The sequence below is a fragment of the Novosphingobium silvae genome, from assembly GCF_009856825.1.
GTDB lineage: Bacteria > Pseudomonadota > Alphaproteobacteria > Sphingomonadales > Sphingomonadaceae > Novosphingobium > Novosphingobium silvae.
In genome coordinates this window covers 102,099-114,738 of sequence record NZ_WVTD01000009.1, presented here as the reverse complement: position 1 = coordinate 114,738, position 12,640 = coordinate 102,099, and the positions used below count along the sequence as shown (strand labels likewise).

Genomic DNA, 12,640 nt, shown 5'->3' with positions numbered 1-12,640 from the left:
TGAGGGTAGACTCGCGTCAGAAGTGATGATCATGAAGGTGCGATTGTCTTGACCCAGTCTAACAAGATTCCCAAGATTATCCATCAGACATATCACAGCAGGGATCTTCCTAAAGAGCTATCAGAATCTGAAACGCAGACAAAGAAGATGAACCCGGACTGGGAATATAGGTTCTACGACGATGTAGATATCGTGAGGTTTCTTACTGACAACTTTGATGTATCTGTTCTGGATAGGTACTTAAGTATCAATCCTGGTTACGGAGCGGCTCGCGCGGACTTCTTTAAATATATGCTCATGTTCCAGGTTGGGGGCGTCTATCTGGATATCAAAAGCTTCTGTACCGCGCCGCTAGACGACGTAATCAAGTCAGATGATGAGTTTGTGTTGGCTAACTGGCGCAACGGCAAGGGCCAAGCTCACGAGTCATACGGCATGCACAAGGCGTTAAGCTCCATCCCTGCTGGAGAGTTTCAGCAGTGGCACATAATCTGCCGACCTCGCCATCCTTTCCTTAGGAAGGTGATAACTGACGTAAGCAAGAACATCGACAAATATGGGCCTTGGCGCGATGGTATCGGGAAGGCTGGGGTTGTGAGGCTGACCGGTCCGGTTGCATTCACCCTGGCGATTGATCCCATACGTCATCTGCACCCACACCGACTGGTTGGAAGCGAGGCGGATCTTGGGCTGAGATACAATGCGTCCACGAAGGCGAAAGACGCTCACTCGGCTCACTATCACCTGTTCAAAGATCATTACACCACCCGACTGGATGGCATCGTGCGGGGTTCCGGAATTCATATCATCAACGAACGGATCCATCGCTTGTATGCCACAGCAAGGCAGGTCGCGATTCTTTCGATTTGGCACCCTTGGAAGAGGAGGCGCAAGGCAATGCGGAAAGCTTCGCAGTAAGCCGTTCGTAGCGCTCTCAGTGGAGGTATGCGCTCAGGTACCATGATTAGGCGCTTTGCTGTACACTACAGCATGAACGCTAACCGCCGAACACGAGACTGGCAGATGTTTGCACTTTTCAACGCATCAGGCGCAGCATCCAACGCTGCAGATCGAACTAATCTACCATTCCGGGTTCATGGTCACCGTTTCGTATTCCTGGATGCATTGCGGGGTGTGGCGGCGATAGCAGTCATATTTTTTCATCGAAAAGATATGCTTCCAGGTAATTTATTTAAGCACGGATATCTGGCTGTAGATTTCTTTTTTATGCTAAGTGGCTTTGTTATCGCTTACGCTTATGAGGATAAACTACGTTCAAAAATGCATCTTGGGGACTTCGTCGTAAAGCGCCTCAAGAGATTGATGCCCCTGGTGGTGCTCGGTGCTACACTTGGTCTTAGCATTGAGACATTGAGGGCATTCTGGAAAAGTGATCCCGCACTTCTTCATGACGCAATAATCACGTTCCCATTCACAGCGGCAACTCTGCCCAGTCCTCGGACACAATCATTTGAGGCCTTCGGTGTTAACCCTGTAGTCTGGTCTCTGTTTTTTGAGCTGATAGCTAATTTTGTTTATGCCGCGATTGTTAGAAAACTAAGCAATACCCTGCTGATCACTATCATTGCCATTTCCGGCTTGGCTATGGTCGCAATTGGCTTCTCGTTCGATAGCGTTGAGGTGGGCAACAAGTACTCAAGCTTACAATTCGGTTTGGCGCGTGTAACCTTTCCATTCTTCTTCGGCGTTCTGCTGTTCAGGCTGCGGAACGTTGATATGCGAGCGCTTGGCGGCGTAAGTGCGACCCTTATAGCAGTGAGCCTGGCGGGAATACTCCTGGCGCCGGTTGCAACGCCTTGGCCTCAACTTCATGTACGACATGGCTAGCGTGGCCTTGGTATTCCCCTGCCTAATATATCTAGGTGCTCAAGTGCAGCCGTTCAGCGGCGGCGCGAGTCATGTGATGGAGATGGCAGGAAACCTGTCATATGCGGTCTATATCTTGCACTTTCCACTGCTTGGGGCGCTACACTTCCCGCTTACAGCAATATCCGCGACTACGCCGGTTAAGTTCTTTGTATACTTGATGGTTATTCTACCATTCTCATATGTGGCAACTGTGTTCTTCGATCGGCCAGTCCAGAAATTACTCAATAGGCCAAAAGCTCTTGCTAGCTAATCCCCGGGAAGCCGCAGAAAAGATCTGCGTGTTGCTCTCATCGGCTGGTTGTTCCGCATCAAAGGTTGCGAAACTCCTGTTTATGCGGCCTGTCCTGAGAACAAACCGATATAAGTTCACATGTGTACGCGACCGTGAGGGCGCTCGCTACGGCCAACAGTGCTAGCCGTGCAACGCGCTCTCGGCGTGAGATATTTTCTCGCATGCAACCCGTCCGTTCTATTGAGGCCTGTTTGGTTACCGACAAAGCCAGAAGGTGCAAGAGCGAAGTTAGTCAGTCCACTATGCGGATGGCTTGCGATTTGGCTTTCTGACCGAGATATCGTTAGGTGCTGTGGAAGCACCAAAAAGGGGGCACTTTGAGTAGTCGAACCATGATCCTCTTTCGAACTCACAGGGACACGCCCTTCGTTCGAGAGCGGTTGAACTTCTTAGCGCAAACCTGCGAAGAACGGGTCGTCGTTCTGTATGACGATACGACCGATCCCGAAGGCTTCCGGGATGTCGAATGTGTACGAGTCAATGCGGCTGTTTATCGTCAACTCGGGCTCTATGTTAGCGACGATTTTGGCTGGCGATGCGGCGACTATGGATTCTATGCGGCGCGGAAGCAATATCCAGAAATCCGCTTCTTCTGGATGGTTGAGTATGATGTCCTGTTCTCTTTCCGGCGGGCTTCTGAGTTCTTTGATCGGTTCAAGGCTCTGGAGGATGCGCCTTGCATCATAGCAGATTTTGGGCCCGCGCCCCCATCATGGTGGTGGTATCGTTCAAAAGTACTTCACGACCGCAAGGTATCACACTTCTTCTTCCCTGTGTCACGGATGTCCTCAGGTGCGATCGACCAACTCGAAGCGGCGCGCCGGCAGCTCGCCTCCACCTTTGATGTTCAACATGATCTCTGGTTAAACGATGAAGCTGTTGTTGCCTATCTGGCGTCAGAACGGCACTTGAAGGCGACTGATCTAAACGCTTTGGGAACTGTGTACCAAAAGTCATCATACAGGTTTGACTGGCCGATCAATAGCGAATTGATTGAAGGAAAAATCCTGAACTTGATCATGCATCCTGTCTTGGATGCCTCGGAGCTTCAAACAAAGGCAAAGCGCGGGCAATATAAGCAGTTTTCCCGCCGACTTAAGCATTGGGCCAGAGGTCTGTGGGCTAATATAGGCTTGTGGCGAGATATACATTTGCGAGCGACGCGCGGTCGCTGAATATACCTCTTCTACCGAGCTTAGGATTGAAGCGCCCTATAATCGATTGAAGTGCCTCGAAATACCCGGTAACGTTTTGGCGCTTGGGTCGGCCACAATTCCTTCAGTAAGCGCCGGGATGTAGCGGCGGATGCGGCCAACGAGGTGAGAAGACGCTATATAGAAGCCATGCATAGTAGAAGAGCAGCGAAAGGGCCGTGAGCGCATAGATGCTTTTTGCTAAACGCCCAGGCTTTCTGTTGTCCGACACTGTTCGTCCTTCCATTTCGTGCTATTGAAAACCATGCCTACAGTGTATCTAGGCAGGCGTAGGCTGATGAGTGGCGCTCACCTCCCCCATCACCATTAAAAATCAAAGTGCGCCACGCGCTTGCAGATACAATCGCCGCACGCCTTCATATAGCCTGGTTGGCCGACTATACCGTCTCAAAGCGATTGCTACGAGTGCAGATCCTGTTGGATGCGGCTTTCGAGCCATATGCCTGATAATCTTATTTAGCTGGGTGTCGGACAGCTTGCTAGATCTTGCTATCTCCCCAAGCGTATTCAGCGCATCCTTCTCCTGACCTCTTCTAATCTGGAGGTCATACAAATCGACCAATGCATCCCCCTCAAGGTGCTGCAATTGGGCAAAATACCCAGCTGCAGCTTCGAAATCCTGCGCGAGGGTCGCCAGGTACCCGGCGTGAGCAAGGCACTCCCTTGGGATCTGAGATCCAAGTTGCTGATAGCAGCAGTATGTCGCCCAGTCCCTCCGTTTCATGCCGGCGAAATTTTCCGTGACCTTGAAGTCGCGCAGAGTTCCATCGACGACGAGCTTGGAGTACAGTGCAACGAAAGCGCTGTGAAAACGCCGCTCCAAAAACGGGTGCGCCACGTAGCTCGACGATGGTACGTCAAAAGCATGTTCGCGAGTGATCAGATTATTGCTGAGGGCGAGAATTCTGAAGGGACCTTTGCCGAAGTCAGCCACGGCTGTGTGACATGTCTGCCCCTCGACCTCGGTTGAACCCCAATTGGTAATCGATTTGTCAATAAGAGTGTTGATAGATATCTGATCATCTGCAGTGCGGCTGCACGCCGCTTGCCATGCGTCAACGAAGGCAGTTGTGGCGTTATTCTTCTGTAGTGAAAAGAAGCCGCAGCATACTACAAAGCCACGGCGCTTGGTTATATGTTTTGGAAGTCCGTGTTCAATTGAAATGACCAGATCGGCCCTCGACGTAAGGTGAAGAGGATTTTTCAGCCAGAAGGCATCCGAATCTGAATGAAGTACGCTCCCTTGAAGATCAAAGGCGGACCGCAGAACTGATAAACGACGGATCCAAAATGCTCGCCGATTGCTCGCGTTGAGGAGTGACGTTGCCGCGAGAGACGCATCTATGTCTGGCTCATCCTTCAACTCATGAAAGGAGCCTTCATCCATGCAAACCACTTGAGCACGGTCATCCACGACGCTTTGGATTTGCCGGCGCCAGACTGCTAGCAAGTCTAGGTAGCTGGCGGAGATGGTGGTCAGAGGAGTTATCACGAAAGCTTCCTTTGCCAGTTTTCAGCTTGCCGACCAGAGATGGTGATGCATAGCCTTCGACTTCAGGGGTGAGAAAGGACCTTATCGCTGCGGCAGCGTGTCAGATCGACATGCTCGCACGAAGCTGGTTCCGGGCTCAGCAGGCAAAAAGAACGTGAGCGAGAAACCCAAGTACATGTAGAAAAAGGGTATCGTTGTGGGGCCGAAAGAGTCGCTCATCTGGTTGGCAAGGATGTACGACATGAGCGCTAGCAGGGAGCCTACGAGCGAGCCCCTCACCTCCGAGACGAATTGCCTGGAGCCTGATTGTCGCTGAAGCGCTCTCGCGGCCTTATATGCACCTAAAGCATAGAACAAAATTGCGAAGATAAAAAGAAGAGTGAGGCCTAATCCTGGGAAGCCTGTCGTGCGAAGAGCGTCTAAGAGAACGTTATGCGAATGCTCCGTGCCATCGAGCATAAGCTGGCCGGAGCCTACGCCGGTCAGCGGGTGAGCCGTTCCTTGTTGCCAAGACTCCTCCCAAAGATGGTCGCGAGAGTTAATCGAATGATATTGTTCGACTTCTTGCTCCCCGGAAAGGAGGGTACTAAGAACATTGAAGGCTCGCTCGCTCGTTAGCGATAGTGCCATGCCCCCAATAAAAAGCATCCCGCCTGCGACGATCAGGTTACGGTACGTTTCATTCAGGGCAGCTCGTATGTTCAAACGTTGAAAAGCGAGGAGGGGGACAGAGCAGACGCAAAGTGCGGCGACGATAAGAAGGTTGGTTTTGGATCCGCTCAACAGCATTGCATACGCGGACAGGACAAGGCCCAAGGCAAGCCAAAGGCGTTGACGGCCGCGAGCAGACATCATCTCACAAAAAAAGTATAGAGTTGCCATGGCTGCGATGAGGCCAAGCTGATTGGGGTGCTTGAAAAAGCCTGGGTAGCGATCGTTGTACGAACGTGGTGCGATCAAGACCGTAGAGCCAAGAGACACCGCCATGATGATCAAACACATCACTCGGGCCTTTTTGGCTCCGTCCATCGAACGTGAAAGCGCCAAAATGGCTATGACGATCGCGAGGCCACTCGCATGTCCGTAGATTGGCCGGAAAACTCGAATGAACTCCTCAGCGCCGAATGCCGTAACAAAGTTCCACCCGCAGATAGCAAGAATCACACCTAGAATGAACGTTAGGACCTGCCTCGCGCCAGGCATTAGGCTGTTGTAAGCTTCGCGCGCTGCTGCCGAGTACCCGTAAAGAACAATTGGAAACATCCCAACTGACATGTTCACAGGGCCGACGCTCGTAAAACCGGGAGTGCATACCAGCGCGAAAAACATTGCTAGCGGCACGAAGTGAGTAACTCTCACCTTTGGCAGCGGCCTGGGTACTCGCCCAGCCGCAGGCGCAGCCGGATGGAGGAAACGCATGCTGGTCATCGTTAAACCTTCGTTGCAACACTCTCCTGTTAGGGGCTTGCCCGATGTGGGGCAAGTTCCAGGGCCCTAGCGGCGCCAAAGCACCTATTGAAAAATCCTAAGCCCAATGGCAGATCGTCAATCTTTGACTCGTTCGTTGGCTCTTGCAGAGAAGGAGAGCCTTAAGCTGCCGCCCTCGCCAACTTCGCTTTTCTGACTAAGTCGACCGGCACCGCGAGGAACCACTCACGCTCGCTCTCGTCCCAAGAGGCCAGATTCAGTTCGATCGCATCCGCCATGGCCTCGTCGATGCTGGCGCGCCATGGCGAACGGGGCTGGCCGAAGACCGCGATCCTGTAGCGCGCGGCCATCGTCAGAAGCTCGCCCATCCGTTCCGCGCCCTGCTCGGCGTCGTCCAGCGCCTCGTGCATGTCGGGGTCAGCACCTAGCGAGTTCAGCCTCTTACGCACCGCTTCAGGGTCGCCACCGACCGGGAAGCCACGGTCGGCTTTTGCGGCCTTGGCAAGATCGCCGATCAAGCCGCCCCGTTCCGTCTGTTCCGTCTGTTCCAGCAGCCATCGACCAAACGATGTGCTGCCGTGAGCAGTCTTCGTGCGCCCATCACTGGCAAGCCAAGAATCCGTTGGAACAGGCTTGAAGGCCCGGTAATCCGTTGGCTGGGGGATGTCTTGCCAGGCACCGCCACCCGCCGCAATTCGGCCGATCTCCCGACGCTGGTCATCGCGATTGGCGGCGTTTTCCGAACCGACCATTGATGATTTCCTTGATGCGAATCGATGACAGGAATTTTATCTGTTCCATATATGTTCTCGAGAGGAGTTGCACGCCAGCACCTTTGGCCAATCCCATGGACCGCTCCGGCAACAAGCGGAGTGACGTCGGCTGAGCCGCCACCGCGCCTCGTTCTATCAGTGTCCCCACTGATCTCGTTGAGCGCGGCCTGAGCCAGGAAGGCGCTGCGCGTGAGACTTCGTTCCGGCGGCCTTGTCGATAGCGGCAAGGATGCCCGCTCCTGTGCCAAAGTTTGTGACACGACTGTGCCCCGGTGTGCCGAACCTTGCCGCTTTGTTCCGCTCACGCTTGACGAGCGACCTTCTCCGACATAGGCGTATTACGCGGAAACGCCCGCCTTTTATGGCGCGCCGGCTTAGCTCAGTTGGTAGAGCACCTGATTTGTAATCAGGGGGCCACGGGTTCGAATCCTGTAGCCGGCACCACCGTTCTGCCCGTCGTGCGTCAATCTGCGGGAGCCTTGCGAGCCTCCTGCGCGCCTGGATCCTGACCTGGGCGCTGAAGGATATCGCTGGCCACCCAGACGATGCCGATAGCGACGATGAACATCACCAGCGCGGCAATCGCCAACTTGGGCAGGTTCTTGGGCGGGGCGGTTTCGTGTCCCCCTGGCGCCTGACGGGCGCGCTGTGGGTTATCGCTGTCCAATGCCTGTGCTCCGCTGAAGGTTTGGGGTAGATGCCTGACCCAACACCCCGGCGGCCGCAGGGTTGCCTCCGGCGGGAAATCGCGCGGGGGACGGATTGTATCTCCTTACTTCTCCGCCACCCACTCCTTGCGCAGAGCCGGCCCGGCAAGCGTCATCAGCGCGGCCGCTACAAGGTACAGCGCCAAGCCCATCAGCATCGAGTAACGCAGCGACTGCGAGCCCCACACCGGCGCCAGCGCTTTCGAGACGGCGCCGAGGGCATATATCCCACCGCCAAGGCCGATGAGATTGTTGATGAGCAGGAACAGCGCCGATGCCGTCGCCCGCGCTGGCGGTTCGACAAGATGCTGCACCGCGCTCGTCACCGGGCCCAGCCAGAAGTAGGCCAGCGCCTGCGGCACGAGGAACAGCATGAAGGCCAGCGGGACGCTCGAGGTCCATATGCCGCCCGCGAAGAGGGGGACGGCACAGACGAAGGCGATCGCCGGAACGCGGCCGTACCATGCGCGGTCCGCCCTCCCCAGCCGATCGGCCAGGATGCCGCCCAGCAGCACGCCCGCGCAGCCGCCGAGCAGCAGCACCGCCCCGATGAACCACGAGGTATGGACCAGATCGAGCCCGAAGCTACGCTGGAGGAGGCTGGGCAGCCAGAACATGAGGCCATACCCCAGCATGGAGCTGGAAGAGGCGCCGAAGCTCAGCAGCCAGAAGGCGCGCTTGCGGGCGAGCGTGCGGGCGACCATGCCGAAGGCGATGGCGGGAACCTCGGCCGGGCGAACCGCCGGTGCCCTGTCGCGCACGACAAGCTTGAAGAGCGGCGCGAGGACGATGCCCGAAAGACCCACAACGAGGAAGGCCGTGCGCCAGTCCACCATCTGCGCGACATAGCCGCCGGCGAGTACGCCCGCGGCCGACCCCAGCGGAATCCCCAGCGAGTAAACGGAGAGGGCAAAGGCGCGGCGGTGGCTTGGAAAGTGCTCTCCGATCACGGCATAGCTTGGCGCCACGCCGCCGGCCTCCCCCACGCCGACGCCGACACGCGCGAGGAAGATGTGCCAGAAGCCCTGTGCCAGCGCGCAGGCAGAGGTGAACAGGCTCCACACGACGAGCGAGCCCGTGATCACCCATGACCGGCTTGTCCGGTCTGCCAGCCAGGCCAGCGGCACTGCCAGCGTCGAGTAGAGGATGGCGAAGGCAAGCCCTCCCAGCAGACCCAGTTGCGCATCGTCCAGCCCAAGGTCCGCCTGGATCGGTGCAGCCAGGATGGAAAGGATCTGGCGATCCACGAAGTTGAAGATGTAGACGAGCAGCAGCATCCCCAGCACCAGGTTGGGAGAGGCGCCTGGCTTCGCCGCACCGGGTGCGATCGCCTGGTCAGTTGCGGTCTGTTGCACGGATTACCCTTTTCCTGCCGGCCATTCCCGGCTTCGACGGCCCTGCCTCGGCAGGTCGTTCCAATCTCACCTGACATGCTCCGCCAGGAAAGCCTCTACCGCCGCGAGGGCGACCGGCTCGTCCAGCATGGGCGCATGGCCGACCCGGGGGACTTCGATGCTGACATAGACCCCGGCATGACGCTGCGCCATCTCTTCGACGGTGGCAGCGCCAAGCAGGTCGGAGAGGCTGCCCCGCACCACCAGCACCGGCACTGCATCGAGCAGGTCCCACAAGGGCCACAGATCGGGCGGAACGGTGGTCGGCGCTTCTCCCGACACGCCTCTCGCAATCGCCGGGTCGTAGGCGAAGGAGACCGTGCCGTCCGCATTCTCGAGCGCGATGCGCCGGGCGAAGGCGCCCCACTCCGCCTCGCCATAGTCCGGGAACGCCGAGGCGTTGATGGACCGGGCACGGGCTGCCGCCTCGGCCCAGTCCGCCATTGCATCCGCCGGCCCGACATAGCCCTGAATCCGGGCGAGCCCTTCGGGTTCGAGCACGGGACCGATGTCGTTGAAGACCATCGCCTGGGCAAGAGCGGGACGCAGGGCGTGCATTACCATGGCCATCAGCCCACCCATCGAGGTCCCCACCAGCCCGGCGCGGGTAACGCCCAGATCGTCAAGCAGAGCCAGCATGTCGTTCGCGTAGACGTCCGGGCGGTACTGCGCCGGGTCGTCGTCCCACTGCGAGAGACCGCGCCCGCGCTGGTCGGGCACGATCATCCTGTATCGCCCCTGCAGGCGCTCTGCTAGCGGTTCGAAATCGGCGCTGTTCCGCGTGAGGCCGTGCATCATCAGCAGCACCGGCGCCCCTGCATCGCGCGCCGGGTAGTCGCGCGCGGCAAGGTCGAGCCGACCGCAGGCGCTGCGGTAACGGTGGACGCGGTAGTCCATGGCTGCTCCTATCCTTTCCTGAACCCCTGGAGCCTTGCTCAGAACTCCAGCGTGGCGGTGGCGAAGACCTGCCTCGGGTTACCGTAGAACGTGGTCAGCGTGCCTTCGGTGCCAAGCGTGGGGATGAACTGGCCGTTGGGCAATGTCGCCAGCTCGCCCGTGACCGGGTCGGCGCGCAGGAACGTGTAGCCGGAGGTCTTGTACCGCTTGTCGAACAGGTTCTTCCCGTGAACGCCCAGGCTCCAGCGCCCGCCGGGCGCGGTGTAGACGAGGCTTGCGTCGAACAGCCCGTAACCGTCCTGGTCGAGGTAGGGGTTGGGGATCTCGAACTGGTAGGTCTTGCCCCGGTAGGAGAAGGTGGTGCTGAAGTTGATGTCGCCTTCGCCGATCGGCGCCGAATAGGCCATCGTGGCGCTGCCGGTCCACTTGGGCGTGTTCTGCACCTTCCTGAAATCGGCCACGTCGGTGGGCTCGGTGACGGTGGGCAGTGCCGGGTTGGGCGCGATGTTGGCGATGTATTCGCGGTACTCGGCATCGATGTAGCCGAGGGAGCCGGAGAGGCTGAGCCGGTCGCCGGCCGCCATCATGTCCTGCGCGAGCCGTGCGCTGGCTTCCAGTTCCACGCCCTTGAAGCGTGCCTTGCCTGCATTCGTGATGATGCCGCAGAACGTCGGCAGCCCGCCCACGGTGCACCCGGCAGAGCCCGGGATCTGCACGTCCTTATAGTCCATGTAGAAGGCTGCCGCCGCGATATAGAGCGCGCCGCCGAACAGGTTGCCCTTGTAGCCGATCTCATAGCTGTCGACCGTCTCCGGCTCGAAGCTGAGGTAATCGGAAATCTCAGTGTCGGTGGGGGCGCCCGGCGTGGCGGCGGGCGCGTTGATGCCAACGCCCCGCGGGTCGAAGCCGCCGCCCTTGAAGCCCTGGCTGTAGCTTGCGTAGATATTGTGGTCCGGCGTCGGCTTGAAGCTGACCGAGGCCCGGGGGGTGAATTTCTCGAACTTGGCCCTGCCGGAGAAATCCGTGCTGGGAGCGCCGAGCGCAAGGCCCGCCCCGCCGAAGACGGGCGAACCGCCGCCCAGATAGTTCTGCCGCAGAATGCGCGCCTTTCGCTCGTCCCAGGTATAGCGGCCGCCCACCGAAAGGCTCCACTGCTCGGTAAAGTCGAAGGTGAAGTCGCCGAAGACGGCGAAAGTCTCGGTATCGACATCGGCCTGCGTGAAAGCCGTCAAACCGTTCACGGCGGTGAAGATGCGGGTGTCGAACTGGGTGTCGGCCTTCGCGCCCAGATAGTAGCCGCCGATCATGCCCTGCACCATGCCGCCATCGTCGTACAGGAGCTGGAATTCCTGGCTGACCTGCTCGTTGCGGTAGTAGGCCGGGACATCGACGTCCACCGCCGGAAGGGCGTCGAAGTCGATGGGCGAGGCGCTGTCGTCCTTGCGCCACGCACTGATGGACCGGAACGTGAGGCGATCGGTCAACTCCGCGCTGGCATTGATCGCAAGCCCATACGCCTCCACCTCCTGCCTCGGATCGCTCAGGCCGCCGCGGGTGTCATAGGGATCGTCAAGGACCGGCGCTCCCGAAGCGTAACCCGGGATCAGTCTATGACCGCCGCGCGCGTTGGACTTGTCCTTGGTGTAGTCGCCCGAGATCCGGATCAGCACCGGCTCGCCGTAGCCGCCGATGTCTAGGCTGGCGCGCCCGGCCCAGATGTCCTTGTTGTAGTTGTCCTCGCCCGTCGTCAGGTTCGTGCCGAAACCCCCGCGCGAAAGCCGGGCGACCGATCCGCCCACCCGGACGAGGTCGCTGAGCGGCGCCGAAGCGGTGACGATCAGGTCAGCCTGGTCGTATGTTCCGTAAGTGCCCTTCACTCTCAGCGAGAAGTCCTGCGGCAACTGCTTCGTCACGTACTTCACCGCGCCGCCGATGGTGTTGCGCCCGTAGAGAGTACCCTGGGGGCCGCGCAACACCTCGATCCGTTCGACGTCGTAGATGTCGAGCACGGCGGCTTGCGGGCGGTTGAGGTAGACATCGTCCAGGTAGATGCCCACGCCCTGCTCGAACCCCGATACCGGGTCCTGCTGGCCCACGCCGCGAATGAAGGCCGAAAGGGTGGAGTTGGTCCCGCGCGAAGGCTCCAGCGTGACGTTGGGCGCGATCTGCGCGATTTCGGTGACGTCGATCGCGCCTGACTTTTCCAGCTGGTCGGCGCTGAAGCTGGTCACCGCGATGGGTACGTCGACAAGGCGCTCCTCGCGGCGGCGGGCGGTGACGATGATGTCACCCCCGCTGGCGTCGGAAGCGGCCATGCCTGTCGCCGTGCCACCCGTCCCCGCCGTTGCGGAGCCGGCCGCCTCCTGCGCCAGCGCGGGTGCCATCAGGCCATGACCGCCGCACAGGGCCAGTACACTCGAGGAAATCGCGAGGAATCGCGCCTTACGCATCGTACACACTCCCATGAACCGTTTTTGTTGGCACCTTCCATATTGATAGTTGAACCATGTTTCAACTTGCAAAGTTGCCAAGGACGCCGAGGGAGTCTAGCTG

Annotated in this window: 10 protein-coding genes and 1 tRNA gene; 4 read left to right on the top strand and 7 right to left on the bottom strand. The window is 58.5% G+C overall.

Annotated elements, in window-relative coordinates:
- The first annotated feature begins 48 nt into the window (after nt 1-48).
- From GR702_RS13165 to GR702_RS13155, 3 genes are all read left to right on the top strand, one after another.
- On the top strand, nt 49-918 hold the full coding sequence (locus GR702_RS13165; protein WP_160986348.1) for a glycosyltransferase family 32 protein: 870 nt from the start codon (nt 49-51) through the stop codon (nt 916-918).
- Nucleotides 919-1,023: 105 nt separating this feature from the next.
- Complete coding sequence (locus GR702_RS13160) at nt 1,024-1,848, top strand: acyltransferase family protein (protein ID WP_160986347.1); 825 nt, start codon at nt 1,024-1,026, stop codon at nt 1,846-1,848.
- A 714-nt stretch (nt 1,849-2,562) separates the two neighbouring features.
- On the top strand, nt 2,563-3,357 hold the full coding sequence (locus GR702_RS13155) for a hypothetical protein (RefSeq protein WP_160986346.1): 795 nt from the start codon (nt 2,563-2,565) through the stop codon (nt 3,355-3,357).
- A gap of 352 nt (nt 3,358-3,709) precedes the next feature.
- On the opposite strand, the gene GR702_RS13150 is transcribed toward GR702_RS13155, so the two are convergent.
- The 3 genes from GR702_RS13150 to GR702_RS22325 all read right to left on the bottom strand — a co-directional run bounded on the left by GR702_RS13150 (nt 3,710) and on the right by GR702_RS22325 (nt 7,068).
- Entirely contained in the window at nt 3,710-4,888 is a 1,179-nt protein-coding gene (locus GR702_RS13150) for a putative nucleotide-diphospho-sugar transferase (protein WP_160986345.1), read from the bottom strand.
- 81 nt (nt 4,889-4,969) lie between these two features.
- Entirely contained in the window at nt 4,970-6,316 is a 1,347-nt protein-coding gene (locus GR702_RS13145) for an O-antigen ligase family protein (protein WP_160986344.1), read from the bottom strand.
- Nucleotides 6,317-6,477: 161 nt separating this feature from the next.
- Nucleotides 6,478-7,068 (bottom strand): hypothetical protein, encoded by a 591-nt coding sequence (locus GR702_RS22325; protein ID WP_237449705.1) that lies wholly within the window; start codon nt 7,066-7,068, stop codon nt 6,478-6,480.
- A 389-nt stretch (nt 7,069-7,457) separates the two neighbouring features.
- On the opposite strand from GR702_RS22325, the gene GR702_RS13135 reads away from it, so the two are divergent.
- Nucleotides 7,458-7,533 (top strand) — tRNA-Thr (locus GR702_RS13135).
- 19 nt (nt 7,534-7,552) lie between these two features.
- Here the strand turns inward: GR702_RS13135 and GR702_RS13130 are convergent.
- The 4 genes from GR702_RS13130 to GR702_RS13115 all read right to left on the bottom strand — a co-directional run bounded on the left by GR702_RS13130 (nt 7,553) and on the right by GR702_RS13115 (nt 12,537).
- Nucleotides 7,553-7,756: a hypothetical protein gene (locus tag GR702_RS13130; protein WP_160986343.1), complete on the bottom strand. Its 204-nt coding sequence runs from the start codon at nt 7,754-7,756 to the stop codon at nt 7,553-7,555.
- A gap of 105 nt (nt 7,757-7,861) precedes the next feature.
- Complete coding sequence (locus tag GR702_RS13125; protein ID WP_160986414.1) at nt 7,862-9,073, bottom strand: spinster family MFS transporter; 1,212 nt, start codon at nt 9,071-9,073, stop codon at nt 7,862-7,864.
- A gap of 144 nt (nt 9,074-9,217) precedes the next feature.
- A complete protein-coding gene (locus tag GR702_RS13120) occupies nt 9,218-10,087 on the bottom strand; it encodes an alpha/beta fold hydrolase (RefSeq protein WP_160986342.1) in 870 nt (289 codons plus the stop codon).
- Nucleotides 10,088-10,125: 38 nt separating this feature from the next.
- Nucleotides 10,126-12,537, bottom strand: coding sequence for a TonB-dependent receptor (locus GR702_RS13115; protein WP_160986341.1), 2,412 nt, complete (start codon nt 12,535-12,537; stop codon nt 10,126-10,128).
- Nucleotides 12,538-12,640: the final 103 nt, after the last annotated feature.

What these genes read in the sequence shown, in the direction of transcription:
- GR702_RS22325 (WP_237449705.1), bottom strand. Translation starts at nt 7,068, where the DNA reads ATGGTCGGTTCGGAAAACGCCGCCAATCGCGATGACCAGCGTCGGGAG.
- GR702_RS13125 (WP_160986414.1), bottom strand. Translation starts at nt 9,073, where the DNA reads ATGCTGCTGCTCGTCTACATCTTCAACTTCGTGGATCGCCAGATCCTT.
- GR702_RS13160 (WP_160986347.1), top strand. Translation starts at nt 1,024, where the DNA reads ATGTTTGCACTTTTCAACGCATCAGGCGCAGCATCCAACGCTGCAGAT.
- GR702_RS13120 (WP_160986342.1), bottom strand. Translation starts at nt 10,087, where the DNA reads ATGGACTACCGCGTCCACCGTTACCGCAGCGCCTGCGGTCGGCTCGAC.
- GR702_RS13115 (WP_160986341.1), bottom strand. Translation starts at nt 12,537, where the DNA reads ATGCGTAAGGCGCGATTCCTCGCGATTTCCTCGAGTGTACTGGCCCTG.
- GR702_RS13145 (WP_160986344.1), bottom strand. Translation starts at nt 6,316, where the DNA reads ATGACCAGCATGCGTTTCCTCCATCCGGCTGCGCCTGCGGCTGGGCGA.